The sequence below is a fragment of the Kribbella sp. NPDC055071 genome (assembly GCF_053608045.1).
Window position 1 is genome coordinate 298,438 of record NZ_JBSGUS010000001.1, and the last position, 24,610, is coordinate 323,047.

At 67.3% G+C, this 24,610-nt stretch carries 19 protein-coding genes, 7 tRNA genes and 1 riboswitch; of the genes, 14 read left to right on the forward strand and 12 right to left on the reverse strand.

Annotated features, from left to right (window positions below; all coding sequences use genetic code 11):
- Window positions 1–27: 27 nt before the first annotated feature.
- Window positions 28–1,863, forward strand: coding sequence for a glycoside hydrolase family 9 protein (locus ACWF4Z_RS01430; protein WP_452240929.1), 1,836 nt, complete (start codon window positions 28–30; stop codon window positions 1,861–1,863).
- Window positions 1,864–2,217: 354 nt separating this feature from the next.
- On the forward strand, window positions 2,218–3,258 hold the full coding sequence (locus ACWF4Z_RS01435; RefSeq protein WP_452240930.1) for an amidase family protein: 1,041 nt from the start codon (window positions 2,218–2,220) through the stop codon (window positions 3,256–3,258).
- Window positions 3,259–4,182: 924 nt separating this feature from the next.
- On the opposite strand, the gene ACWF4Z_RS01440 is transcribed toward ACWF4Z_RS01435, so the two are convergent.
- The 3 genes from ACWF4Z_RS01440 to ACWF4Z_RS01450 form a co-directional block, all read right to left on the reverse strand.
- A complete protein-coding gene (locus tag ACWF4Z_RS01440) occupies window positions 4,183–4,488 on the reverse strand; it encodes a hypothetical protein (RefSeq protein ID WP_452240931.1) in 306 nt (101 codons plus the stop codon).
- Window positions 4,489–5,302: 814 nt separating this feature from the next.
- Window positions 5,303–6,751, reverse strand: coding sequence for a glycine hydroxymethyltransferase (locus tag ACWF4Z_RS01445; RefSeq protein WP_452240932.1), 1,449 nt, complete (start codon window positions 6,749–6,751; stop codon window positions 5,303–5,305).
- Window positions 6,752–6,779: 28 nt separating this feature from the next.
- Window positions 6,780–6,861: riboswitch (ZMP/ZTP riboswitch) on the reverse strand.
- Window positions 6,858–8,474 (reverse strand): acyl-CoA dehydrogenase family protein, encoded by a 1,617-nt coding sequence (locus tag ACWF4Z_RS01450; RefSeq protein ID WP_452240933.1) that lies wholly within the window; start codon window positions 8,472–8,474, stop codon window positions 6,858–6,860. It overlaps the preceding riboswitch by 4 nt.
- 18 nt (window positions 8,475–8,492) lie before the next feature.
- Here ACWF4Z_RS01450 and ACWF4Z_RS01455 point away from each other — a divergent pair, with 18 nt between their 5' ends.
- The 3 genes from ACWF4Z_RS01455 to ACWF4Z_RS01465 all read left to right on the forward strand — a co-directional run bounded on the left by ACWF4Z_RS01455 (window position 8,493) and on the right by ACWF4Z_RS01465 (window position 11,812).
- Complete coding sequence (locus tag ACWF4Z_RS01455) at window positions 8,493–9,833, forward strand: YihY/virulence factor BrkB family protein (RefSeq protein WP_452240934.1); 1,341 nt, start codon at window positions 8,493–8,495, stop codon at window positions 9,831–9,833.
- Between the two features lie 151 nt (window positions 9,834–9,984).
- Window positions 9,985–11,052: a ribosome small subunit-dependent GTPase A gene (gene rsgA, locus ACWF4Z_RS01460; RefSeq protein ID WP_452240935.1), complete on the forward strand. Its 1,068-nt coding sequence runs from the start codon at window positions 9,985–9,987 to the stop codon at window positions 11,050–11,052.
- Between the two features lie 16 nt (window positions 11,053–11,068).
- Window positions 11,069–11,812 carry an SDR family NAD(P)-dependent oxidoreductase gene (locus ACWF4Z_RS01465; protein WP_452240936.1) on the forward strand — a complete coding sequence of 248 codons (744 nt, stop codon included), beginning with the start codon at window positions 11,069–11,071 and terminating at the stop codon, window positions 11,810–11,812.
- Window positions 11,813–11,826: 14 nt separating this feature from the next.
- On the opposite strand, the gene ACWF4Z_RS01470 is transcribed toward ACWF4Z_RS01465, so the two are convergent.
- From ACWF4Z_RS01470 to ACWF4Z_RS01490, 5 genes are all read right to left on the reverse strand, one after another.
- The gene (locus tag ACWF4Z_RS01470) at window positions 11,827–12,828 is read right to left on the reverse strand and encodes a MerR family DNA-binding transcriptional regulator (RefSeq protein WP_452240937.1); all 1,002 of its coding nucleotides are present in this window, start codon (window positions 12,826–12,828) and stop codon (window positions 11,827–11,829) included.
- Entirely contained in the window at window positions 12,828–13,304 is a 477-nt protein-coding gene (locus ACWF4Z_RS01475; RefSeq protein ID WP_452240938.1) for a hypothetical protein, read from the reverse strand. The genes ACWF4Z_RS01470 and ACWF4Z_RS01475 overlap by 1 nt, the downstream gene beginning before the upstream one ends.
- 763 nt (window positions 13,305–14,067) lie before the next feature.
- Window positions 14,068–14,139 (reverse strand) — tRNA-Val (locus ACWF4Z_RS01480).
- A 44-nt stretch (window positions 14,140–14,183) separates the two neighbouring features.
- A tRNA-Cys gene (locus tag ACWF4Z_RS01485) sits at window positions 14,184–14,254 on the reverse strand.
- Window positions 14,255–14,301: 47 nt separating this feature from the next.
- Window positions 14,302–14,374: transfer RNA gene (locus tag ACWF4Z_RS01490), tRNA-Gly, on the reverse strand.
- A 250-nt stretch (window positions 14,375–14,624) separates the two neighbouring features.
- On the opposite strand from ACWF4Z_RS01490, the gene ACWF4Z_RS01495 reads away from it, so the two are divergent.
- Window positions 14,625–15,071 carry a pyridoxamine 5'-phosphate oxidase family protein gene (locus ACWF4Z_RS01495; RefSeq protein ID WP_452240939.1) on the forward strand — a complete coding sequence of 149 codons (447 nt, stop codon included), beginning with the start codon at window positions 14,625–14,627 and terminating at the stop codon, window positions 15,069–15,071.
- Here the strand turns inward: ACWF4Z_RS01495 and ACWF4Z_RS01500 are convergent.
- Window positions 15,068–15,646, reverse strand: a complete 579-nt coding sequence (locus tag ACWF4Z_RS01500) for a CGNR zinc finger domain-containing protein (protein WP_452240940.1) — start codon at window positions 15,644–15,646, stop codon at window positions 15,068–15,070. The two genes, ACWF4Z_RS01495 and ACWF4Z_RS01500, sit on opposite strands and share 4 nt — an antisense overlap.
- Before the next feature lie 103 nt (window positions 15,647–15,749).
- Between ACWF4Z_RS01500 and ACWF4Z_RS01505 the strand changes: the two genes are divergently transcribed.
- Window positions 15,750–16,739: a quinone oxidoreductase family protein gene (locus ACWF4Z_RS01505; protein ID WP_452240941.1), complete on the forward strand. Its 990-nt coding sequence runs from the start codon at window positions 15,750–15,752 to the stop codon at window positions 16,737–16,739.
- Between the two features lie 375 nt (window positions 16,740–17,114).
- Here ACWF4Z_RS01505 and ACWF4Z_RS01510 read toward each other — a convergent pair whose 3' ends face one another.
- Entirely contained in the window at window positions 17,115–18,098 is a 984-nt protein-coding gene (locus tag ACWF4Z_RS01510) for an aldo/keto reductase (protein ID WP_452240942.1), read from the reverse strand.
- Between the two features lie 159 nt (window positions 18,099–18,257).
- Between ACWF4Z_RS01510 and ACWF4Z_RS01515 the strand changes: the two genes are divergently transcribed.
- The 3 genes from ACWF4Z_RS01515 to ACWF4Z_RS01525 all read left to right on the forward strand — a co-directional run bounded on the left by ACWF4Z_RS01515 (window position 18,258) and on the right by ACWF4Z_RS01525 (window position 21,747).
- Entirely contained in the window at window positions 18,258–19,115 is an 858-nt protein-coding gene (locus ACWF4Z_RS01515; RefSeq protein WP_452240943.1) for a helix-turn-helix transcriptional regulator, read from the forward strand.
- Between the two features lie 40 nt (window positions 19,116–19,155).
- Complete coding sequence (locus tag ACWF4Z_RS01520) at window positions 19,156–20,727, forward strand: serine hydrolase domain-containing protein (RefSeq protein ID WP_452240944.1); 1,572 nt, start codon at window positions 19,156–19,158, stop codon at window positions 20,725–20,727.
- A gap of 108 nt (window positions 20,728–20,835) precedes the next feature.
- The gene (locus tag ACWF4Z_RS01525; protein ID WP_452240945.1) at window positions 20,836–21,747 is read left to right on the forward strand and encodes a cyclase family protein; all 912 of its coding nucleotides are present in this window, start codon (window positions 20,836–20,838) and stop codon (window positions 21,745–21,747) included.
- A 639-nt stretch (window positions 21,748–22,386) separates the two neighbouring features.
- Here the strand turns inward: ACWF4Z_RS01525 and ACWF4Z_RS01530 are convergent.
- Window positions 22,387–22,458: transfer RNA gene (locus tag ACWF4Z_RS01530), tRNA-Val, on the reverse strand.
- 122 nt (window positions 22,459–22,580) lie between these two features.
- Between ACWF4Z_RS01530 and ACWF4Z_RS01535 the strand changes: the two genes are divergently transcribed.
- On the forward strand, window positions 22,581–23,141 hold the full coding sequence (locus ACWF4Z_RS01535) for a CGNR zinc finger domain-containing protein (protein WP_452240946.1): 561 nt from the start codon (window positions 22,581–22,583) through the stop codon (window positions 23,139–23,141).
- Between the two features lie 43 nt (window positions 23,142–23,184).
- On the opposite strand, the gene ACWF4Z_RS01540 is transcribed toward ACWF4Z_RS01535, so the two are convergent.
- Entirely contained in the window at window positions 23,185–24,003 is an 819-nt protein-coding gene (locus tag ACWF4Z_RS01540) for an aminotransferase class IV (RefSeq protein WP_452240947.1), read from the reverse strand.
- Between the two features lie 178 nt (window positions 24,004–24,181).
- On the opposite strand from ACWF4Z_RS01540, the gene ACWF4Z_RS01545 reads away from it, so the two are divergent.
- The 3 genes from ACWF4Z_RS01545 to ACWF4Z_RS01555 all read left to right on the forward strand — a co-directional run bounded on the left by ACWF4Z_RS01545 (window position 24,182) and on the right by ACWF4Z_RS01555 (window position 24,489).
- Window positions 24,182–24,254 (forward strand) — tRNA-Gly (locus ACWF4Z_RS01545).
- A gap of 47 nt (window positions 24,255–24,301) precedes the next feature.
- A tRNA-Cys gene (locus ACWF4Z_RS01550) sits at window positions 24,302–24,372 on the forward strand.
- A 45-nt stretch (window positions 24,373–24,417) separates the two neighbouring features.
- A tRNA-Val gene (locus tag ACWF4Z_RS01555) sits at window positions 24,418–24,489 on the forward strand.
- Window positions 24,490–24,610: the final 121 nt, after the last annotated feature.

A 24,610-nucleotide genomic window follows, 5' to 3' on the forward strand; every position in this document is an offset into this window, starting at 1 on the left:
AACGGTTAGTCCGGGGAGGAGACGCCGGTGAAGTCCATACGTCGGGTCGGAAGTGTCGTGGTGGCCGCCGGCCTGGTGGTTGGGCCGGTCACCTCGGTCGAGGCGACGTCGGGTGGGCTGGTGCGGGTCAACCAGCTCGGGTACGGCGCTTTCGACGGGAAGTCGGCCTACGTGATGACGCAGGCTGCCGCGTCCGGAGCTCGCTATCAGGTCGTGGACAAGCACGGGCACCGGGTCCTGAGCGGGCGGGTCGGCGGTGACGTGGGGGCGTGGAATGCGACGTACCAGCACGTCTATCAGCTGGATCTGACCGCGCTGCGGGTGCCGGGGACGTATCGGTTGGAGGTGCCCGGCGCGGCGTCGGCGTCGTTCTCGGTCAAGGCCGATGTGGACGGTCTGCTGACGAGTGCGAAGGACAAGGCGGTCACGTTCTTCACGGAGCAGCGGGACGGGGCGAACGTCGGACCGGGGTCTCTTGGTCGGAAGCCCGCGCATCTGACGGATCGTTCTGCGCAGGTGTACGAGACGCCGGTGTTCGTTGATCCGGACAGTGATCAGACCGTGGGTGAGCTCCGCCGGATCGGTGGCCCGGTGGATGTCGAGGGCGGCTGGTACGACGCGGGGGACTACCTGAAGTTCACCCACATCGCGGCGTACTCGGAATCGTTGCTGTGGGCATCGACCCGGGATGCGCGCAGGCCGGACCGACGGGTACTCGACGAGGCTCGGCACGGGCTGAAGTGGCTCGACAAGATGTGGGACTCGAAGACGCGGACGCTGTACATCCAGGTGGGTGCTGGGGCCGGCAACGTCGAGGAGACGTTCGTCGGGGATCACGACGTGTGGCGGTTGCCGGAAGTCGATGATCATTTGACTGACCCGACGGAGCGGTTCCTGCGGAATCGGCCGGTGTTCCGGGCGGCGGCTCCTGGGCAGCCGATCAGTCCTAATCTGGCTGGGCGTACGGCGGCGGCGTTCGCGTTGGCCGCGCAGGTCGAGACGAATCGGGCGGATGCTCGGCGTCACCTTGCGACGGCTGCGCAGATCTACGCGCAGGCGAAGACCACGAACGTCGGGCAGCTCGTCACGTCGCTGCCGTTCGCCTTCTACCCGGAGTCGGCGTGGCGGGACGACATGGAGTTGGGTGCGACGGAGCTCGCGCTTGCTGCTCGGCGGTTGGGTGATCCGCGGGGTGGCGCTTGGCTCAAGCAGGCTGGGTATTGGGCTTCGCAGTACCTGCAGCACGAGGCTGGTGGCGACACGCTCAACCTGTACGACGTGAGCGCGTTGGCGCATGCGGATCTGATCAAGGCGGCGCGGTCGGATCGGCCGTTGGTGCGTCGGTTGGTGGGGGATCTGCGGGCGCAGCTCGAGGTCGGTGCCGGTCGGGCGGCGGCGGATCCGTTCCGGGCCGGAGCGCAGTACGACAACTTCGACGCCGTACCGCATGCGTTCGGGCTGGCTGCGACGGCTCGGCTCTACCGTCAGGCGACGGGGGATCGGCGGTACGACAACTTCGGCAATCAGCAGTTGGCGTGGAACTTCGGGGCCAACGCGTGGGGCGTCTCGTTCATGGTCGGTGTCGGCACCAACGCCGAACGCTGCCCGCACCACCAGATCGCCAACATCACCGGCAAACAACTCGTCGGTGCGGTAGTCAACGGCCCCAACTCGGCAGACCTCTTCGACGAAGGCCTGGGCGACCACCTCGACGGCATGACCCCCTGCCCAGCCGACGGCACCGACCGGTACGCCGCCTTCACCGGCCACAATTCCCGCTACGTCGACGACGTCCGCTCCTGGCAAGCCTCAGAACCAGCCGACGACTTCGCCGCCATAGCCGTCTACGCCCTAACCCGCTAACCGCACAGCGGACCTGCGCCACTCATCAACCGGCCGGGCCGGGAGCGCGTTGAGCCAACGTGAGCCTTGACCACCCCAGTTGGTGAGTGCCGGAGGTCCGCCATCGCCCTCGACCCGCTGCCCCCGACCAGCGAGCTGCGGGCCAGCCACGCCCTAAACTCGTCGAGTGGCCTTTCCTTTCCTGTCCTTCGTGTGTTCAGAGGAGGCCTGGTGGTTGGTGAGCGTGTGACTGCTCGGGAGATTGCTGCGGACGTGCTCGCTGGTGTTCGGACTGCAGCAGATGTTGTTGAGGAGGCGCTTGAGGCGGCGGTTCGGCTTGATCCTGTGTTGCACTTTCTTGATGAGCTGGATGTTGTGAGGGCTCGGACGGCGGCGCGGCGGGTGGATCTGGGTGGGGTGCTGGCCGGGGTTCCGTTTCTGATCAAGGGGCAGACGCCGTTGCACGCGCCGATCGTGACCCGGTTGGTTGCAGCCGGCGCCGTACCGATCGGGCGGTCGACGCGAGCCGGACCGGGTGCGGTATCGCAGACATTCGGCTGGAACGGTCACGACTACACCCGCAATCCGTGGGATCTGACCCGATCGCCAGGCGGCTCGACCGCCGGGGGCGCGGCCGCGGTCGCCGCCGGCGTCGTACCGCTCGCAACGGGCGGCGACTCGGGCGGCTCATTGCGCATCCCGGCCGCGTTCTCGGGCGTGATCGGCTTCAAAGGAACGATCGGCCGCATCCCGCGACCGGGCGGCCGGCCTCTCGGTGGTCTGACGACCATCGGCCTGATCGGCGCCGACCTCGACGACGTGATCCTGGCGACGAGTATCGCCAGCGGCCCGGATCGCCTCGATCCGACGGCTCTACCGCACTGGCCGGTGCCGATCGAGTCCGAGCGGTCGTGGCGGGTGGCGTACCACTCCACCCTCGGTCCCTATCCGACCAACCCTGGCGTCGATCAGGTAGTGCGTGATCGGCTCAGTACAGCCGATGTCACGGTGGTCGGCGTACCGCTCGACCTGATCCCGACCGAGGCGGCGTGGCTGGCGCTGTCAGGGCTGGACAACGGCCGAGGTGCAGAGGCGGCGGCAGCGAACCGAGCTCGCGAGATCCGCGACCACAACAACACCGCACTCGCTGACTTGTTCGCCGAGGTGGACGTGCTCGTCACGCCGACGACGCTGGATGTTGCCCACGGCTACGACCAGCATGAGCCGAACCTCGTCATCGGTGATCCGTGCTGGGTGTTCAACGTCACCGGCCATCCCGCGGTGAGTGTGCCCGTTGGACTGGTGGGCGGGCTGCCGGTGGGTGCTCAGGTGGTCGCGCCCCATCAGGCTGATGCTGCTGCGCTGGCTGTGGCGCGGCGGGTCCAGGTGGAGCTGCCGCGGCCACCGGTCCGGTGATCGGCGGCGGGAGGGCTTTGGCCAGCGTGTTGGCCACGTCGTTCGCCGCCGCTCGCCTTGGACTGGGCGTGGTTTCACCGCGTGCGGTCGGTGAGCGGAGCGGCTCAGGCTTGGTGAAGTCGGAGATCGCGGCAACGATCTCCGGCGTATAGGCATCGGCCGGTGCGGCTGTAGGCGATGAGGTACTCGGCGGGCGGACGGCCTCCTGCACTTCGGCGCGGAGGAACTTCACCAGTTCCTTGGCGCGAAGGACTCGGGTGTGTCGGAGTACGCGGCGTTCCGCGGACAGCGTTGCCTTCGACCTCCAGCCGACGTCGAACGTGATCCGGCCGAGGCGGAAGCCCGGATTGGTCTCCCCACCGGGATATCCCCGAGCGTTGCCGTCGGCAAAGAACTCGCTCACGAACGCACCGTTGTCGGTGTACTTCAGCCCCTGCCAATCCCGGTAGAGGTCCGTCGGCAGCTCACCCCGCACCCACGCGCGGTCCATCAGCTCGTGCGACTCCTGGTTCAGCGGCCGATGCCCGACATAGTGGTACTGCGGTTTCTCGCCACGTTTGCGTCGTTCGTACTCGGCGATCATCTGCGGCCACTCGTCCGCCGAGATCGCCCGCGCCAGCCGCGACGCGAACGTGGTCCTCGACCGCAGCTCAGCGCGGGAGGTGACCGGATGATCGGTCCGACCGGTCATAGTCGCGAGCTTGTCCATCACGAAGGTCCCGCCGTACGGCGCCGCCCGATCCCACTGCGTGACCCGCAGGGACGGGCGGTTCGGTCCGCCCGTGGTCGCGTTGAGGAGCCGGAGAGCGGCGATTCCCGCCGTGTAGAGCGGGACGCGACGGCGCATGATCCGCGTCTCCCACTGGACCCGGTACTCGCTGTCGAGCCACGCCGTACCGACGAGGCGCTTGGCCTGACGGCGGTTCACCGCGAGCGATCCGCTCGCCAGTTCTTGATCATCTGATCCATGTCGGCGTGGATGAAGGCGAAGAAGTCGGCGGCCTCGGCCAGTCGGCGACCGACGGGAGTGTCTGCACCGAAGAGCGCTGCACCCGCGCGGCTGATCTTCAGCGATTCCGCCAGCTCAGCAGCGGTCAGGGCCCCGTCCGGGCTGACCAGCATCGCGCCCATCACCCGAGCCGACATCGACGGCATACCACTGTTCGTCAGGATGCCGGCGAACCGCTCGACGAACTGGCTGACCTCTTCGGGAGTGGGTTCGGGCGCCATAGCTGAACCTTACAGTCATTAGCTGTATCACAAAGTTATGATAAAAGAACAAAAGCAGGGAAAGACAGGGACAGAAGAAATAAGAGGAGGCCGGGTCCCTGGCTGGGGTCGGCGGCGGGAAGGAGCTTTGGGAGGATATCGCGCCTGATGTGGGGAGAGATCCTCCCGAAGCTGACTATTTCACACCGACTATAAGGGACAGGTAAAGAAGAGACAGAGTGGCTGGGGTCGGCGTCATGGTGGCGGCCAGTGGTGGTTGAACCGACGGTCGGCCGAGGTCGCGCACCGGACTGTGTTCCGCTGGTTGATCGACGCCCTCGGCTCGTCAGGCGAGCGTTCACAGCGGCTGCACCCGACCGCCAGGCCATCACAATCGTCGTCCAGCAGGCAACTCACGCCTGATACCCGCCGGGACCGTGGATTGTGATGGCCTGGAGATCCGGTCACTCAGTGGCTGGTCCTCGGCAGGCCCGGGCCCTCGCATGTGGTGAGTCGATGCACTCCTCACCCGCCGGCCACCGACTGGCCGCACCTACGCACCAAGCCCCGCCAGGCACCCAGCCACTTTATCTTTCCTGTCCCTGCTTTTTTCTTTCCCTTGCTCTTCTTCGCTGGGGTTATGAATAACCCTCTAATGTGAATTGCATGACCTCCACCTCCCACGCCGAGGGCCGACGCTGCGAAGACGGGATCGGCTGAGCTGCTGAACGACGTACGCGATGCCTCATGACGAGCCTCGACGCGACCATGTGGGTCTCGGCCGGGATTGCGATCTGATGCCGAGGCGCGCCACGGAGGCACCGCGAACGATCGATCAGTTGAGTACGAGCCCCGGGTAGAGCGGGTGCTTGTCGAGCATCTCGGCCGAGGCGGCCTTGGTCTTGTCCGCGACGCCGTCGGCGAGCACGTACTTCGCCTTCGATGCCGCACCGGCCGACGTCGTCGTCGGGGTGGTCGCCGACAGCACGTCGACGATCAGCCCGGCGACCTTGTCGAACTCGTCGGCGCCGAACCCGCGCGTGGTCAGCGCCGGCGTACCGATCCGGACACCCGAGGTGTACCAGGCGCCGTTCGGGTCGCGCGGTACGGCGTTCCGGTTCGTCACGATGCCCGCGTCGAGCAGCGCGGACTCGGCCTGCCGGCCGGTGATCCCGTACGACGAGACATCGAGCAGGACGAGGTGGTTCTCGGTGCCGTCCGTCACGAGCTTCACGCCACGCTTCATCAGGCCCTCGGCCAGCACGACCGCGTTGTCGGCGACGGCCTGTGCGTACTCACGGAACGACGGCTGCCGGGCCTCGGCGAGCGCGACCGCCTTGGCCGCCATCGTCTGGCTGAGCGGACCGCCGAGCACCATCGGGCACCCGCGGTCGACCGACTCCGCGTACTCCGGCTGGCACAGCACCATCCCGCCGCGCGGCCCGCGCAGCGACTTGTGCGTGGTGGTCGTCGTGACATGCGCGTGCGGAACCGGGTCGAAGTCGCCGGTGAAGACCTTGCCCGCGACCAGACCGGCGAAGTGCGCCATGTCGACCATCAGCGTCGCGCCGACCTCGTCGGCGATCTCGCGCATCTTCGCGAAGTCGACCTTGCGCGGGTACGCCGAGTAGCCGGCGATCAGGATCAGCGGCTTGAACTCGCGGGCCTTGCGGGCGACCTCGTCGTAGTCGAGCAGCCCGGTCTCCGGGTTGGTCCCGTAGGAGTGCTGGTTGAACATCTTGCCGGAGATGTTCGGCCGGAAACCGTGGGTCAGGTGACCGCCGGCGTCCAGTGACATGCCGAGCATCTTCTGGTCGCCGAGCGCCTTGCGCAGCTGGCTCCAGTCGTCCTCGGACAGGTCGTTGACGTGTTTCGCGCCCGCCTCGGCCAGCGCCGGGGACTCGATCCGCTGGGCCAGGATCGCCCAGAAGGCGACGAGGTTCGCGTCGATACCGGAGTGCGGCTGGACGTAGGCGTGCGGTGCGTCGAACAGCGCCTGTGCGTGGTCGGCCGCGGCCTGCTCGACGGTGTCGACGTTCTGGCAGCCGGCGTAGAAGCGGTGGCCGACCGTGCCCTCGGCGTACTTGTCCGAGAGCCAGTTGCCCATTGTCAGCAGGGTGGCGGGGGAGGCGTAGTTCTCGCTGGCGATCAGCTTGAGCGAGGAGCGCTGGTCGGCGAGCTCGGCCTTGATCGCGCCGGCGATCGTCGGCTCCACCGCCGCGATCACCTCGAGGGCGTTGTTGTACGCGGCCGACGCGGCAGCGGCATCGAAGGATTGAGTCATCTTTGTCTCTCCTGCGGTTGCAGTGGGTCGAGGGCACCCAGGCGCACGGTGCCGACGGTTTTCGCTCCCCGGTGGTTCTCCACCTCAGCGCGCCAGTCGCGACGCCTCACCCTACCGCGCGATCGACGATCGGCTGGAACGGTGTCGTGCGCGGAAGCGTGCCGTAGACGCCGCCCCAATCTCCGGCCAACCGGGACGCCACGAACGCGTCGGCCACCTCGGGTGTCGAGTGCCGCACGAGCAGCGACGCTTGCAGGCACAACGCCATCCGCGCGGCCAGCCGCCGGGCACCGGCCTCGGCGTTGTCCACGTCTGCAAGCGCCTGCAGTACGTCGTTCACCGCGGCATCCAAGCGCTCGTCGGCACCTCGGGCCGCACCGACCTCGAGCAGCCAGCCCTCCAGCGCCTCCGGCCGGCGAAGGGCGCGCAACACATCCAGCGCGTTGACGTTGCCGGATCCTTCCCAGATCGAGTTCAGCGGCGATTCCCGGAACAGCAACGGCATCCCGGACTCCTCGACGAACCCGTTCCCGCCGAGACACTCGAGCGCCTCGGCGACCATGAACGACGTCCTCTTACTCACCCAGAACTTCGCGAGCGGCAGCGCGATCCGTCGGAAGGCAGCGCCTTCATCGCCGGCATCGACCGCTGCTGCCAGACGCATGGCGAGCGCGGTGGCTGCCTCGCTCTCCAGCGCAAGGTCCGCGAGCACGTTCTGCATGGCGGGCTTGTCGGCGAGCAGTCCGCCGAAGGCCGAGCGATGGCGGGTGTGCCAGACCGCCTCGACCAGGGCTCGCCGTTGGAGTGCGGCCGAACCCAGGACGCAGTCCAACCGGGTCGCAGCGACCATCTCGATGATCGTGCGGACCCCGGCGCCCTCGTCGCCGAGCCGGTAACCGATGGTGCCGTGGAACTCGACCTCGCTGGACGCATTCGACCGGTTCCCGAGCTTGTCCTTCAGGCGTTGCAGCGCGAACGCGTTCCGGTTGCCATCGGCAAGCACCCGGGGCACGACGAAGCAACTCAGTCCGTCCGGGGCCTGCGCCAGTACGAGAAAGACGTCCACCTGCGGCGCCGAGCAGAACCACTTGTGTCCGTTGAGCTGGTACTCGCCATCGGCACCGACCGGAATGGCGGTGGTGAGATTGGCCCGGACATCGGACCCACCCTGCTTCTCCGTCATCCCCATCCCGGCGAGTACCCCGTTCTTCGCGGCCGCCGGCAACCGTCGTACGTCGTAGGTCGTGGACGCGAGCTGTGGGATCCACTCCTTCGCCAGGCGCTCGTCCGCCTTGAGGGCGGGAACGGCGGCGTACGTCATCGAGATCGGACATCCGTGGCCCGGCTCGACCTGCGACCAGACGTAGAACCCCGCGGCCCGGGTCAGATGCGGTGTGGGCCGATCGCTCGTCCACGGTGCGGCCTGCAACCCGAACCCGACCGCCCGCTGCATCAGCCAGTGCCACGACGGATGGAACTCGACCTCGTCGATCCGGTTGCCGTAGCGGTCGTGCGTGCGCAGGACCGGCGGGTTCTGGTTCGCCGGGAGGGCCTGGGACAGGGCCTCCTCCGAGCCGGCGACCTCGCCGATCTGCTGGAGACCGGGGTCGTCCAGGAGGTCGGCGTACGGGCGCAGAGCGTCACCAAGGGGCCGGTCGAGGGTGAAGAAGTTCACGCCCCGCAGTGGGGGAGCCTGATTCGTTACCGCAAAAGGGTCCGCCATGTCAGTACCGTAAGCGGTATGGCACGCTCAGGGGCAGAATCCGGCGATGGGAGCTCGCTCTCATTGGCATGGGTCCGCAAAGTCCCCGGTACGACCTGGAAGTTGCTCACCCAGACGATCGGGGTGTGTCTGCGCTACCGGGTCACTGGCCTCGCAGCGGAGGGGGCGTTCTTCGCCATCCTCTCGCTGCCGCCGCTGATCTTCGGGCTGGCCGGATCGCTCGGTTACATCGCGAGCAAGTGGTTCGAGGTCGAGACGATCAACGACATCAAGGGGCAGATCGTCGATCTCGCCGCCCGGGCGCTGACCGACGACTCGATCAAGAACGTGATCGCGCCGACGCTGGACCAGGTCCTCAACGGCGGCCGGCCCGATGTCATCTCGATCGGGTTCGTGCTGGCGCTGTGGTCGGGCAGCCGCGCGCTGAACGTGTTCGTCGACACCATCACGATCATGTACGGGATGGGCGGTAAGCGCGGCATCGTCCGGACCCGCGCGCTGTCGTTCAGCCTGTACTGCGCTGCCCTCATCATCGGCGTGATCGTCCTGCCGCTGGTGCTGGCCGGCCCGGACGCGGTGGAGGCGCTGCTGCCGCACCGGCTGGACTTCCTCAACCAGCTGTACTGGCCCGTCGTGACGATCCTGTCCGCGGGCTTCTTGAACACGCTCTACCACCTGTCGGTGCCGGTGCGGACGCCCTGGGTGTCGGACCTGCCCGGGTCGTTCCTGGCGCTGTCGATCTGGATCCTGGGCAGCTTCGTGCTGCGGTGGGTCTTGCAGAGCACAGTCGGCGGTACGTCGATCTACGGTCCGCTGGCCGCGCCTATCGCCGTACTGATGTGGCTCTACATGACCGCGATCGCCGTACTCATCGGGGCGGCGTTGAACGCGGTGGTCGACCGGCTCTGGCCGCACAAGGCGCGGGTGGAACACCGGGAAGCCGAGGCGCGGGCGGCGGGGGAGACCGGCGAGGACGAGGTCGAGCCGGTGATGAAGGCGGAGCCGGATCCGCATCATGAGGAGGTCCCGCTGACGCCGGTTGAGCAGGAGCGGCCGGAGGTCCAGTTGGCGGAGAAGGTCGAGGGGCTCGGCGAGGGCGACGACGTTGCTCCGTCCGGGGTCGACGTGCCGCGGGCGGCGGGGTTGCCGCTGTCGCGGCGTCAACGCGCGGCGCGGAAGGCTGCTGCTGGGAACAGTGCTGCCGGGAACAGTGCGGCCGGGAACGGTGCTGCTTCGGTCGGTGCGGCTGCGGTCGAGGCGGGTGCGGTTGAGGAGGGTGCGGCCGGTGCGGAGGCGGAGCGGAAGCCGGCGCCGGTCGGAAAATCTGGTGCGCAAACCGAGCACGACGACCTACGCTGACGGCATCGCGACAAGCGGTCCTCGATCAGGACCGCAGGACTGGAAGGGAGGCGCCGCCATGACCCTCGAACGGGCCCACTGGGCCGCTGTCTCCCACACTGTCCGGCCGCTGAGCTGATCCCGCGGCCGGACCCTCCGAAAGGTTCGCCGCATGTCAGCCACACTCCAGGCCCTGGGACTCGACAGTTTCACGGCTGATTTCCTGCAGTCTCTTCCCGGCGACCTCGAGCCGGGACGCGTCGCCCGGGTCGACAAGGGCCTGGCGACTGTACTCACCTCGAACGGACCGGTCCGCGCGACCTGGTCCGGCGCACTCCTGGCCGCGATCGCCACTGACCCCCAGGCCGGCCCCTGCACAGGGGATTGGGTCGGACTGCGGTTCTGGCCGGACGACCGGATCACGCTGGAGTCGGTGGCCCCACGCCGTACGACGATCGTCCGTGCGGAGGTCGGTGGGTCGTCCCGAGGCCAGGTGCTCGCCGCCAACGTCGATGTGATCGCGATCGTGGTCGGACTGCATCCCGAGCCGAACATCGGCCGGATCGAACGCTTCCTCGCGCTGGCGTGGGAGAGCGGTGCCCGTCCGGTCGTCGTACTGACCAAAGCCGACCTGGTTGGTGACGCCGATGCCATCGCCGAGGACGTCGCAGTTGCTGCGCCGGGTGCCGACGTACTGGTCTGCAGTGCGACCACTGGCCAAGGCATCGAGACAATCCGGTCGCTGCTGGACGGTGACGCGACTATGGCGCTGCTCGGGTCGAGTGGTGCCGGAAAGTCCTCACTGGTGAACGCACTGGCCGGTGTGGAGCTTCTGGACGTGCAGGAGATCCGTGACGACGGCAAAGGCCGCCACACCTCGGTACGGCGGGAGCTGATCGCCCTCCCGAATGGTGGCGTCGTTATCGACACGCCTGGGCTGCGGGGGATCGGTCTGCAGGAGTCGGGCGAGGGACTGGCCGCGGCGTTCCCGGATATCACCGAGCTGGCCGAGCACTGCAAGTTCAAGGACTGTGTGCACGTCACAGAGCCGGGGTGCGCTGTTCAGGCTGCGCTGGCGGACGGTTCGCTGCCGATCCGCCGGTACGAGAGCTGGACGAAGCTGCAGCGCGAGGCCGCGTTCATGGCGCGGCGGTCCGACGCCCGGCTGCGCGCCGAGGCGAAGAAGGAGTGGGCCCGCGCGTCCAAGTCGTACCGCCGTGACATCAAGCCGCGGGGCTGATGAAAAGATCGGACGCATGAACCGTTCGGTGCTGGTGACTGGGGCTTCACGGGGAATCGGTGCGGCGACCGCACGGGCGTTCGCCGCCGCGGGGGACCGGGTAGCCGTGCACTACAGCGCATCCGCCGACGCGGCAGCCCAAGTGCTGAAGGAACTGCCCGGGACCGGACACGTCCTCGCGCCCGCGGATCTGGCTGACCCAGTGGCGATCCAGACGATGGTGGACGACGCTGCGAGCGCTCTGGGCGGCATCGACGTACTGGTGAACAACGCCGGCGTCTACCACCCACATCGGATCCGGGAGACGACGTACGCGGAATGGCAGCAGGCCTGGACGGACACGCTCGCTGTGAACCTGGTTGGCCCGTCCAACGTGACCTGGTGCGCCGTTCGGCACATGTCCCGCGGCGGTCGGATCGTGAATGTCTCATCCCGTGGCGCATTCCGCGGTGAGCCCAATCAGCCTGCGTACGGCGCTTCCAAGGCTGCCATCGTGTCCTTCACGCAGTCCCTGGCCCGCGCGCTCGGGCCTGAAGGTATCGCCGTCACCGCGATCGCTCCCGGCTGGACCGAGACGGACATGGCCGCCGTCAACCTGGCCGGCGACGGCTACGAACGCCGCCGGATGGAGAGCCCGCTGGAGCGCATCGCCGCGCCCTCGGAGGTCGCGGACGCGATTATCTACCTCGCGTCGCCGGAGGCCGAGTTCGCTACCGGGACGGTCCTTGACTTCAACGGCGGCTCTCAGCTGCGGATGTGACCATGTAGCTCGACTCAGCTGGTGGATCGGGTTTCGACGACCGTTCGTAGCGCGGAAGCGACGCGGGCAACGGCCCGGTCGTCGTCTTCGCTCAGCTCCCGCAGGATTCGGAGGGCGACGGCTGACGGTAGCTCAACCACTGCCTGCGCCAGGCGGATCCGCGCGGCGGCGCTAGCGGTAGCCAGTTCGTCGGTCAACGCGGCGGCGACGAGGTCTGCGCGGCTCGGGTCCCGGGAGAGTGCGCCCAGGATCTCGGCCGCCTCGACGTCGTTCGCGCCGGCGACGATCATCTCGACGAGTACGGGCACGGCCGCGATCACCCCGCGGGCGCCGACCGCTCGGGCAGCATGTCTACGCACGGTCGTATCCGGGTCGTCGAGCGAGTCCGCGAGTACGGCGGTCGCTTCATCGCCTGGAATCGCGGTGATCGCCTCGACCGCGCGACGCCGTACGTCGACGTCGTCCGACGCCAGCCCGGCCGCCACCTCGGCCACGCCATCGCCCCCGGCTCGGGCGAGGGCCCAGCGCAGGGCGCCAGCGACATGAGGGTCCTTCTCGGTGAGGATTGCGCGGGCCAGTACGTCGGTGGGCATGTCCTCGGTCGGAGTGAGGACGGCCTGCTGGCGGCTCGCGGCGCTGGGGGAGTTGAGGCCGTGGAGGAGCGCGACGATGCGGAGTACGCCGTACCAATCGAAGGGCTCGGAGGCATCGATCGTCCGGAGTCGCTCGAGCAGCTCCTGGTCGCGTTTGAGCCGTTCTTCGGTTCGTCGGATCAGGTCGCCGAGCAGAGCGGACGGCGCGAAGGCGGGATCCTCCAACGCCTGTCCGATCTGCCGCAGTGACAACCTGAGAGCTCGCAGGCCTTCGACGTGGAACGTACGGCGGATGTCGTCCTCGGAGTACTCGCGATAGTTGCCCACGGTCCGACCCGTGGGCCGTACCAGCCCGAGAGCGTCGTAATGCCTGAGCATCCGGGTGCTCACCCCCGAACGCCGCGACAGTTCACCAATCAGCACTAAGTCCCCTTGACCTGCTCCGGGCTGAGCACGACGGCCCGCTTCGCCTCATCAAGCGCGAGATCAAACCCTGCCTCCGGATCCCTCAACAACTGCTCGGTCGCCTTCGCATGAGCCTGTACCTCAGGCGCAGCCGCCGCGTTGTGCAGCACCGGCTCGATCACGTCTCCCAGCGCAACCAACGCCTGACTAAGACTCAACTGCACCTGCCGATCCCCACGACCCAGCTGGGTCGCCAGCTCAGCAGCCAACTCCCGCTTCTCGTTGTCAGGCACCAAAATCACCGCAGCCCGCCACGCACTCCGCGCCACCTCGTCATCCGCATCCCGCAGCAGTTCGGTCGTGATCGCCGGCCACACACTCGTGTCCCCGATCTTCGACAACGTGTGCAACGCCTGACTCCGCGCCTGCGCCACCCCCGACCCAAGCTCCGCCACCACCCGAGGCACCACAACGTCCCGAGGCAACTGCGTCAACGCCCAAGTCAACATGTCCCGCACAAAAAAGTCCGGCTCCACCCCACACCGCTCCACCAAGACCTCAACTACCCCCGCACCCCCCACCAAAGACCCAGCCCCCAAAGCCGCCCGCAACCGCACAGAAGAATCCCCCGCCCCCAAAGCCCGCCTAAGCTCCACAACCCCAGTCAAAACCTTCACACCATGTCAACGTCAAGCCCGCCACCGTGCCTGTCGTCCCGAGACGCCGCCCGACCCGCCAGCCGACGCCTGGCCCCGGCCCGAAACCGCCCAACCCCCGGCCGGGACCGCAACGGCGGCGCTCAGCCGTCGGCCGGCACCATAACTGCGCCCAGCCCGCCCTGCACCGTGCTCAACCTACCGAGCCCAGCGCAGAACCATCCCGCGACGCTAACCCCAGCCGCAAGCACGTCTGCGACGCCCAGCCGCAGCGCAGAACCATCCCCGCGACGCCCGACCACAGCCGGAAGCATCCGCGACGCCCAGCTCTCACCCGGGACTGTGGTCACTCTGCCCAGCCCGAGCCCGGAACCATCCCCGCGACGCCTAACCCCCAGCCGGAACCGTGCCCCACCCGCTCATCCCGAGCGCAAACCGTCCCCGCGATGCCCAGCCCCAGCCAACCCCGCCGAGCGAAGCGAAGGCGAAAGGGGGTGCGGGTGGCGAAGCCCCCGCCCGCGGCAAGCGAAGCGCCGCCGCACAAACAACGAAGGCGAGGCGCCCGACGCTTTCCGTCGGCACACCCCGCCCATCGCCTTCGTGGACGATACTGGGATCGAACCAGTGACCTCTTCCGTGTCAGGGAAGCGCGCTACCGCTGCGCCAATCGTCCAAAACCACAACACCCACAACCACCAACAACATCACGGGCATCTGAGGTGGAGACGGGATTCGAACCCGTGTACACGGCTTTGCAGGCCGTTGCCTCGCCTCTCGGCCACTCCACCACGAAGGGCCAACCAAGAAAGACCCCGGGCCTGCCGAACCCTCTCCGAGCGGACGACCGGGTTCGAACCGGCGACCTCAACCTTGGCAAGGTTGCGCTCTACCAACTGAGCTACGTCCGCATCGCCCCGAGCAGTTTCGCTCGATGCGAGAGCAGAACAGTAGCGCACTTTTCGCCCACGCAAAAACCAGATTCCGACCTGCCACGATGCGGACCCGTGAGCGTGAATCCGGCCCCATCCGCCACAGTGGTACCACCCGTTCTGTCCACTCGCCACGCCGGGAACCAGCGACGTACGGCGACTTGTCACACCCCCGGCCCGGTACCGTCGTCCGATCGACGGAACCACCTGTGACGCAAGGAGTCTCACCGTGACGGACCCTGCCGCCCGCCCCCTCGCAGTCCGCAAGCAGGACACGATCCGCCGCCTGACCGAAGACATCGACGCCTGGGTATCCACGGCATCCCTGGACGGAACGCCGTACCTGATGCCGTTGTCGTTCCTGTGGACCGACGGGACGCTGCTCATGTCGACGACCGTCACCAACCCGACCGCGCGCAACCTCGAGCACAACCCCCAGCTCCAGCTCACCCTCGGCGAGCTCCGAGACGTCATCCACATCACCGCGACCTGCGAAACCCGCGCGGACGCGTCAGACGCCGAGGCCGAAGCCTTCGCCGAGAAGGCCGGCTTCGATCCCCGCCCGCTCAAGAACTACCCGTTCTACCGAGCCACCCCCACCAAGATCCAAGCCTGGCGAGAAGTCAACGAAATCAAGGACCGAGTCCTGATGGACGCAGGTATCTGGCTCGTCTAGGCGAGCGGCTCGCCTCCGCGGTACTTCGCGAGTTTGGCGAGGTTGCCGCAGCGTTCCATCGAACACCATCGACGCCTGCGCGCCTGTGAATCATCCAGAAACACCAGTGTGCACTCGGGATTCTCACACTCCTTCACCCGGTCGGCCAGCGGTCCAGTGAGCAGGTCGATGGCATCCCGCGCGATGGTGGACAGGGCAGCGCCAACCGGCGTCGCGCCCCGCCAGGCAGCGGCCAATCCATCGGGTCCGACCTGTAACTGCGGGATGAGATCCGCCTTGTGGGCCAGGCGATTGACGACATCCGCGTCCTGATCCTGCGGATCTCGATCGTCCAAGATGCTGCGAACCAGGCTGTAGACGGCCTCGCGCAGCTCACGAGCTCGTCGTACGTCGGACTCCGAGACGGCCGGGGACGATTCGGCCAGGCCGACCTCGGTCAGCCAGTCAGCGAGACGCCCTCGATCGGCCAGCCGCTCGACATTCTCCGTCGCGCGTTTGCCCACAGTGTCGACCAGATCCAGGCACACTCTGCCGCCGACGAAGACGAATGCCGGAGGCTCGGTCGCGGTTTCCATGGACCCACTCTATCAGTTTGACACCGGCTCAACAGGTGTCGCATGCTGACACTTGTTGAACCAGTGTCAGGCGATCCGGCTGCGGTGCCGGTTGGGAGGAATCGTGCGTGCTGTCGTCGTACAAGAGTTCGGAGGCCCCGAGGTCCTGCGCGTTGCCGAGGTGCCCGACCCGTCACCGGCCGAGGGGCAGGTCCTGATCGACATCGCAGCCGCCGGCGTGAACCGGGCCGATGCGCTCACCCGCGCGGGGAAGTATCACCGCGCCGGCCGGCCGCCCATCATCCCTGGGCTCGAGGCGGCAGGCACCGTCCGCGCGCTGGGGGAGGGGACGACAGGATTCCGGGTCGGCCAGAAGGTCGTCGCGATGGGTGCGGCCAATGCTCCGGGTTTCTACGCCGAGCAGGCCGCGGTTTCTGTCGAGCGGGTTGTGGCGCTGCCCGACGGTATCGACCTCACGCACGCCGCGGCGCTCCCGGTCGCCTGGCATAGCGCTTGGTATTGCCTGCAGACGTTGGGACGCGTTCGACCGGGCGACACCGTGCTGATCCACGCTGCGGCGAGTGGAGTGGGCAGTGCCGCCGTGCAGATCGCCGCCGCCGCGGGCGCCCGCGTGATCGCCGCAGCCGGGACGCCGGCCAAGACCGCCTGGGTCGCGACCCTGGGCGCCCATGAAGTCCTCGACTCCCACGCCCTCTCCACTGACGAACTGCTAGGCCAAGTCATAGAACTAACCGACGGTCGCGGCGCGGACGTCGTACTGGACACTGTGGGCGGCGAGACCTTTGCCCTCAGCCTGAAAGCCGCTGCCCAAGCCGGCAGAGTCGTTGCCCTGGCCAACGTTGCCCTTGCCCCGAGCACCATCGATACCCGCGACTTCTACCCAAAGAATGTGACCATCTACGGCTACCAATCCACCAACCTGATCGAGAACGGCTACGACCCCCGCCCCGACCTGGAACAACTCATCACCAAAGTTGCCGAAGCCGAACTGCACGTCCCGATCGATTCGACCTTCCCCCTGGCCGAGGCTCCCGCCGCCCACCGCCACCTGGAATCCCGAACCACCCAAGGCAAAATCATCCTCACCCCGTGACGAGCAGGGCCGGAGGCTGACACCGATCTCGGTGGGCCGGCCAGCCTCATAGCTAGGTGAGCTGGTTGATAGAGGTGGCGGTGACTCGTCACTTTTCTGCGTCCAGCGTGCGCCGTCGCACAACCCGTCATAGCCGCTGGGCCGACGCCAGCCGGTCCTCCCACAGGATCGCAACGCTCGTCGGGGTTTAGATCGCCGTTCGCCGTCATCGATGGAGCGATGGCGGCGGTGAGTAGGTAGGCCTGACCTCGAGCCCGTTCGATCTGGTCGACAACGCCCTTGCCGCGGGCGGCCTCGCAGGCGCTGCCGGCGGCCTCTACCCGACGGCTGATGACGCCGGCAGCGGCGTACGGCGAGGTGGTTAGAAGGAGGTGGTTAGAAGAAGGTGGGCTGGCGGGTGACGTATGGCGCTTCGAGGGAGTCGATCTCTTCGGCAGTGAGTTCGAGGTCGAGCGCGGCGGCGGCGTCGGACAGGTGGTGCGGCTTGGTCGCGCCGACGATCGGGGCGGAGACGACCGGGTTCTTCAGCACCCACGCGAGTGCGACCTGCGCCATCGGTACGCCGCGTGACTCGGCGATGCGCTGGACGGCCTCGACGATCGCCCTGTCGGTGTCGACGACGATCGGCCGCCCCTGCGGGTCGACTCTCCGGTCCTCGGCCTCGGCGCGCCGCGTGACGCGTTCGCCCCAGGGCCGGGTGACCCGGCCGCCGCTCAGCGGACTCCAGGGAATGCTGCCCACACCCTGGTCGGCGAGCAGACCGAACATCTCGCGCTCCTCTTCGCGGCTGAGCAGGCTGTACTGGTCCTGCATGGACACGAACTTGGTCCATCCGTTGACCTGCGCGGCATGCTGCAGCTTCGCGAACTGCCAGGCCCACATCGACGACGCACCGATATAACGAACCTTGCCCGCCTTGACGACATCGTGCAGCGCTTCCATCGTCTCCTCGACCGGCGTGTACGGATCGAAGCGGTGAATTTGATAGAGGTCCACGAAGTCGGTGTCGAGCCGTCGCAGCGAGGCGTCGATCTGTTCCATCACGGCCTTGCGGGAGAGACCGGATCCGCCGGGTCCGTCATGCATCGGTGCCCACAGCTTGGTGGCCAGCACGATCTCCTCCCGCTGGGTGTACTTGCGCAGTGCTCGGCCGACAACTTCCTCCGACGTGCCCAGGCCGTAGATGTTCGCGGTGTCCCAGAACGTGATGCCGAGCTCGAGGGCCTGGCGGAAGATCGGCTCGGCCGCGGCGTCGTCGAGGGCCCAGGCCGCGCGCTTGGCGGGGTCGCCGAAGCCCATGCAGCCCAAGGCGATCCGGCTGATTTCGAGCCCTGACGTTCCCAACCGGGTGTATTTCATGACTTGCTCCTGCTCACTGGTGTCTTGATCGGGAAGGCAGCTGCCTTCCTCTCCACCGTGGCACGATCTGCCGCCAATCCTCTTCCAGTAAGGGATCCCTGCTGTTACAGGTACTGCCAGACCCCCTCACGCGCGCGGAAACGTCTCTATCTTGGACCTATGGACGCCCGTACCGAGTTCCACGACTTCCTCACCTCGCGTCGCGCCAGAATCACCCCTGAGCAGGCCGGCCTGCCCCTGAACGGCGGGAACCGCCGGGTGACCGGTCTGCGCCGCGAAGAGGTCGCGCTCCTGGCCGGCGTCAGCGCGGACTACTACATCAAACTCGAACGTGGCAACGCCCGCGGCGTCTCCGCAAGCGTCCTCGAGGCCCTGGCCCGCGCTCTCCAGCTGGACGACGCCGAACGCGCCCACCTGTTCCATCTGGCCGATGCCGCGAACGCCGGTAGCCGGGCTCCCGCGCGTACGCCCAAACCCCGAGTCCGGCCCACGATCCAGCGCATCCTCGACTCCATGACCACGACTCCGGCGTACGTCCGCAACCGGCGCCTGGACATCCTGGCCACCAATCAACTCGCCAGGGCTCTCCTCAGCCCGATCCTCACCAGCCCCTGCCAGCCGCCGAACACGGCCCGCTTCCTGTTCCTGGACCCCGCGGCGTCGGACTTCTACCTCGACTGGGACCGCATAGCCGGCGGCGCCGTGGCAGTCCTACGCGCCGAAGCCGGCCGCGACCCACACGACAAGGCCCTGACCGAACTGGTCGGCGAACTCAGCACCCAGAGCGACGAGTTCCGCACCCGCTGGGCCGCCCATAACGTCCTCCAGCACCGCGGCGGCGTCAAACGCCTCCACCACCCCATCGTCGGCGACCTTGCCCTCGCCTACGACGCTCTAGAACTCCCAGCCGACACCGGCCTGACCCTCATGGCCTACACCGCCGACCCCAACACCCCCGCCGAGCAAGCCCTAAACCTCCTAGCCAGCTGGACAGCAACCCCCACCCCAACCCCGTAGAACGCCACCGCCACACCGGCTACCGCTGTAGAAAAGGGGCATGGTGCATAGCGGCAGTGACGCGGTCCGGAGGGTGGCGGATGGCCTGGTGCGGCGGGTGCCCGGGCTTCTGGACGACCATGGGGTTCCGGGGATGGCGATCGCGGTGTGTGATTCGGAGTCAGTGTTGTGGTCGGCCGGCTTTGGGACGACTCGGGTGGGTGATGGGGACCCGGTCGACGGCGAGACGATGTTCGGGGTGCAGTCGTGTTCCAAGATGTACACGGCGACCGCGGTGCTTTTAGCTGTTCAGGAAGGGCTGGTGGAGCTCGACGTTCCGATTACGCGTTATCTGCCGGAGTTCCGGGTCAACAGTGCCTTTGAAGAGCATCCCGAACGCCGCATCACACTGCTTCACCTGCTGAGCCACACTGCTGGATTCACGCACGAGGCTCCGGTGGGCTCCAACTACTTGGTTGGCAAGGAGTCGTTTCGGGCGCACTGCGAGAGCATCTCCACCACGTGGCTGCGCTTCCCAGTCGGCCACCACTACGAATACTCCAACCTCGGCATCGACCTGGCCGGCTCCATCCTGCAGCGGATCAGTGGCCAGCCGTTCCACGAGTTCGTACGCCGGGTGCTGCTCGAGCCGCTAGGACTACGCCGTACGACGTTCAGCCCGCGCGAGATCACGCGCGCCCCGAACCGGGCTATCGGTCATGCCGCCAGCTCATCACGCGTACCGCTCCGAGTCCCGATGGTCGCCGCCGGCGGCCTCTACACCAGCGCGAACGACGCCTGCCGCTACATACAACTCCACCTCAGCGGGGGAGCGTCCCTGGTCGATCCTGCGTTGCTGGCTCAGATGTACGGCGTACCCGGTGCGCACCACCGCGATCAGGGCTACGGTCTCGGGCTGGGGCTGGCCCGTGCCGGTGACGTCCCGGTGCGGGGCCATGGCGGTGGCGGGTTCGGATTCCTGTCGGACATCTACTGGGCTCCGCACGCGGAGGTCGGTGTCGTCGTACTGACCAACTCGACGAATCACCCACTCCAGTGGCAGTTGGTCGCCGAGATCCTCAAAGACCTCATCCCAACCCACCCACAGCAGCGCAAGCGCACCAAGAAGGCTGCCACCGTGCCCGCGACCTCGATGGCTGCGATGGCCGGCGAATACGTCGGTGGGAACGAGAGCCTGACCTTCGCCCTCAACGGCAACCAGCCGACGCTCATCCGCGGGGGCACTCAGTATGCCGTCGAGTTCACAGCGCCGCACGAGTTCCGCGCTGAGCACGAGCAGTTCAGGTTCCGGGACCTCTCCGATGGACGTCCGGCGTACCTGGAAAACACCACCGATGGCTTCACCCGCTACCGCAACGACATCCCCGGCCCTAACCCGTCCAGCCCGGACGGCCCCTGGAACCGCACCTACACCGTCCGGGCCAACGGCATCCCTCTCGCCACCACCAAGTTACGCAAAGAAGACGACGTGCATCTGCTGGATCACTGGTCCAACAAAACCCTCCGCCTGCAGAAGCATGCCCCGGGCATCTATTTGTCGTCGACAGGAGAGGTCCTGAACCTGACCCAATCCCCACCCACCTACGCCAACATTAAGCTCCACCCTCACTAACCCGAGCCGTGCAGCTGCTTACTCGTGTCATCGGCGGCCTCACCGTGGAGTACGTCGACCAGGGCGCAAACGCCAGCGCGTCGGCGTCGAGTGGGTGAGGATGGCGGCATGACGAGTTATCGCGCGCGTTTCGATGCCTCTGTCACCTTCACCAACGGTGGCGGCCTGCAGGCACAGGGTTTCTTCGTCGATGTTCCTTCCCCGGACGTGTCCGCCGTACAGGTCGGTGAGTTGTTCCTGGATTCGCTCGGGTTGCTGATGGCGGGCGAGGTGGTCTTGGCGAACCTGCAGATCATCGAGGCGCCGCACAAAGGGACGCGCGGCGGTCCGGCCGCGACGGGCCAGGCCAACGGCGGCCCCGTGCAATACGTCGAGCTCAATCACGTGATCCGGTCCGGCATGGTGACGTTGCCCGGGCTACCGGCTCCGGAGTTCGGCAAGCACCTGACCCGCGAGGCATCGCGCGAGATCTACGCCCCAGGCACCGAGTTCGAAATCGGCTCCCTGACGATGGTGACGAACACCGGCACCTACATGGATAGCCCGTACCACCGCTTCCCCGACGGCCACGACCTAACCGGCTTCAGACTCGAGCGCACCGTGAACCTGCCAGCCGTCGTCGTCCGACTAGAAGACAGCGCCAGCCGCGCGATCGATGCAGCCGCCCTGGCGACGTACGACGTACGCGACAAAGCAGTCCTCCTCCACACCGGCGACGACACCCACTTCGGCACCCCGCAGTACGTCGAGACCCCGCACTACCTCACCCGCAACGGCGCCCAATGGCTGGTCGACGACGGCGCAACCCTAGTAGGCATCGACGCACCCAACATCGACGACATGACCGACCCCACCCGCCCCGCCCACACCCTCCTACTGAACGCCAACATAGCCATAGTCGAACACCTGACAAACCTCGCCCAAGTCCCACCCACCACCGCAACCTTCACAGCCACCACCCCCCGAATAGAAGCCCTAGGCACCTTCCCCACCAGAGCCTTCGCCACCATCCCCACCTGAAAATCCAGTACCCAAACAGCCACCCACAACAGCCGACCGAACCGAGGGCGGAGGAACAGAGGGCGTGAACCAGTTGGGGCAGCGCAGCCACTCACGCCCCGACTGGTGTGGGCCGACGGGAATCAGGTGAGGTAGGTGACGGACGGCGAGCGCCGCTCGCACCGACCCGACGCACGAGCCGAGTTGGCCCAAACCCCGACCGCCATGCCCAGCCACAACAGCCGACCAAAGCGAAGCCCCAAAGCCCGACCCCGGCGGCAAGCCACAACAGCCGAGCGAAGCGAAGGCGAAGCGCGCGACCGCGGCGGCTAGCAACGATAGCCGAGCGAAGCGGCCCGAAGCCCGACCGTAGTGGTCAGCCAGAGCGGCCGAGCGAAGCGAAGGCGAAACACACCCGACCGCGGCGGCCAGCCACCGCAGCCGAGCGAAGCGAAGGCGGCCGAGCGAAGCGAAGGCGAAACGCCCGACCGCGGCGGCCAGCCACAACAGCCGAGCGAAGCGAAGGCCGCCGAGCGAAGCGAAGGCGCAGGGGGTGCGGGTGGCGAAGCCCCCGCCCGCGGCAAGCGAAGCGCAGCCGCACAAACGACGAAGGCGACCCGCTCTGCGCTTTCCGCAGACACGGGTCGCCTATCGCCTTCGTGGGCGATACTGGGTTCGAACCAGTGACCTCTTCGGTGTGAACGAAGCGCGCTACCACTGCGCCAATCGCCCGGACTGGTGGTGCTGGTGTTGCTAGGTGGGTGAAACCTTAGCGCATCATCCGGCGACGATTCTAATCGGGCCGGGCTACTCTTGCTGCAGGACGGAGACCCCGTCGCGTTGGAGACGTGATTGTGACTTTCTCGCACGACACCGAGCAGGCGCTCGGCACGCTGGTCCGGCTGGTCAATACGCTGCCCGGACCGAACAGCCAGGTCGACACGATGGAGACCCTCGAGGAGCTGGAGAAGTTCGTCCAGGAGCGGGAGTTCAGCGCGGTCGGGACGCTGTCGGAGAAGGATCTTGCGGAGGTTCGTGATCTGCGGCCGCTGTTCGCGCCGCTGTTCACCACGGAGTCCGACGCCACCGCGGCGACGATGGTCAACGCGATCGTCGCCCGCGGTACGACGACGCCGCGGCTGACGAATCACGACGGCCACCCGTGGCACATCCACTACTCCCGCGACGGTGCGTCGCTGGCGTGCCGGATCACGGTGGAGTGCGGGATCGCGCTGGCCCAGGTCATCTCCGCCGGCGAACGCGAACGGCTCCGCCGCTGCGAGGCCCCGGACTGCGACGACGCCCTGATTGACCTGTCGCGTAACCGCTCCAAGCGCTACTGCGACGCCCGTACGTGTGGCAACCGTTTGCACGTGGCCGCTTACCGCGAACGCCGGAAGGCTTCGGGGGAGTAGTTCGCTGCCCAGAAGGCCCCGACCGCGGCCCTCTGTGCGGCCGCTAGGGGTTGAGGTCGTCGGCGGAACGGTCGGCGAAGATCTTGGCTGTCTGGGCGGTGATCGTGCCGGGCGCGGGGAGGTCGCGGTCGTCGACGCGATGGATGGCTTGGATGTCGCGCGTCGTCGAGGTGAGGAAGATCTCGTCGGCTTCGAACAGCTGAGTCAGCGGTACGTCGCGCTCGGTGGCGCCGAACCACTCGAGGACCAGCGCGCGGGTGACGCCGGCCAGAGCACCGGACTCAAGCGTGGGAGTGACGAGCTCCCCGTCGTACACGCAGAAAATGTTGGTGCCGGTGCCCTCGCAGAGGTTGCCGATGATGTTCGCGAAGATCGCTTCGCTGCCGCCGCGCTCCTTGGCGTAGGCGAGGGCGCGGACGTTCTCGGCGTACGACGTCGTCTTCAGGCCGGCCACGGCGCTGCGCTCGTTGCGGATCCATGGGACGGTGACGATCGCTGCCGTCGGCGCGGGATGCTGGATCGCTTGTGCGGCGACGACGATCGTGGGCGTCGACGTACCGCGATCGGAAGACAGCGGCGAGACACCACCCGTGTACGTGACCCGCAGCCGACCGAACGGGATGTCCGGATCGGCCTTCACGACGGCAGCGATGCCCTCCTCGATGCGGGCCACGTCCGGTGCCGGGAGTCCGAGGCCGACCGCGGACCGAACCAGCCGATCGAGATGCCTCGTCACCGCGAACGGGCGACCGTCGACGATCTTGATCGTCTCGAACACCCCGTCACCGGTGGTGAGACCGTGGTCCAGAACCGAGACGGTCGCCGCGTCGTCGTGCAGCGCGCCGTTGAGCCAGATACGCATGTGTGGTGCTCCTTCCGCGGAACACCTTAGTGCTAAGGCGTTCCGGTCCGGCCGCGCAGTCCCGAAGGTGACCAGAGGATGACCGTACGTCGACGTCCGGGGGACCCCGATTTTTGAACTGACGTGGAGATGGGCTACTGTTCTTCTCGCGTCCGGGGCACGAAACGCCGGGCGCGATGCGGACGTAGCTCAGTTGGTAGAGCGCAACCTTGCCAAGGTTGAGGTCGCCGGTTCGAACCCGGTCGTCCGCTCGGAGAGGGTTCGGCAGGCCCGGGGTCTTTCTTGGTTGGCCCTTCGTGGTGGAGTGGCCGAGAGGCGAGGCAACGGCCTGCAAAGCCGTGTACACGGGTTCGAATCCCGTCTCCACCTCAGATGCCCGTGATGCTGTTGGTGGTTGTGGGTGTTGTGGTTTTTGGACGATTGGCGCAGCGGTAGCGCGCTTCCCTGACACGGAAGAGGTCACTGGTTCGATCCCAGTATCGTCCACGAAGGCGATGGGCGGGGTGTGCCGACGGAAAGCGTCGGCGGCCTCGCCTTCGTTGTTTGTGCGGCTGCGCTTCGCTTGCCGCGGGCGGGGGCTTCGCCACCCGCACCCCCTTTCGCCTTC

What these genes read in the sequence shown, in the direction of transcription:
- ACWF4Z_RS01540 (WP_452240947.1), bottom strand. Translation starts at nt 24,003, where the DNA reads ATGCGTATCTGGCTCAACGGCGCGCTGCACGACGACGCGGCGACCGTC.
- ACWF4Z_RS01440 (WP_452240931.1), bottom strand. Translation starts at nt 4,488, where the DNA reads ATGGCGCCCGAACCCACTCCCGAAGAGGTCAGCCAGTTCGTCGAGCGG.
- ACWF4Z_RS01465 (WP_452240936.1), top strand. Translation starts at nt 11,069, where the DNA reads ATGAACCGTTCGGTGCTGGTGACTGGGGCTTCACGGGGAATCGGTGCG.
- rsgA (WP_452240935.1), top strand. Translation starts at nt 9,985, where the DNA reads ATGTCAGCCACACTCCAGGCCCTGGGACTCGACAGTTTCACGGCTGAT.
- ACWF4Z_RS01455 (WP_452240934.1), top strand. Translation starts at nt 8,493, where the DNA reads ATGGCACGCTCAGGGGCAGAATCCGGCGATGGGAGCTCGCTCTCATTG.
- ACWF4Z_RS01510 (WP_452240942.1), bottom strand. Translation starts at nt 18,098, where the DNA reads ATGAAATACACCCGGTTGGGAACGTCAGGGCTCGAAATCAGCCGGATC.
- ACWF4Z_RS01500 (WP_452240940.1), bottom strand. Translation starts at nt 15,646, where the DNA reads ATGGAAACCGCGACCGAGCCTCCGGCATTCGTCTTCGTCGGCGGCAGA.
- ACWF4Z_RS01525 (WP_452240945.1), top strand. Translation starts at nt 20,836, where the DNA reads ATGACGAGTTATCGCGCGCGTTTCGATGCCTCTGTCACCTTCACCAAC.
- ACWF4Z_RS01515 (WP_452240943.1), top strand. Translation starts at nt 18,258, where the DNA reads ATGGACGCCCGTACCGAGTTCCACGACTTCCTCACCTCGCGTCGCGCC.
- ACWF4Z_RS01445 (WP_452240932.1), bottom strand. Translation starts at nt 6,751, where the DNA reads ATGACTCAATCCTTCGATGCCGCTGCCGCGTCGGCCGCGTACAACAAC.
- ACWF4Z_RS01450 (WP_452240933.1), bottom strand. Translation starts at nt 8,474, where the DNA reads ATGGCGGACCCTTTTGCGGTAACGAATCAGGCTCCCCCACTGCGGGGC.
- ACWF4Z_RS01520 (WP_452240944.1), top strand. Translation starts at nt 19,156, where the DNA reads ATGGTGCATAGCGGCAGTGACGCGGTCCGGAGGGTGGCGGATGGCCTG.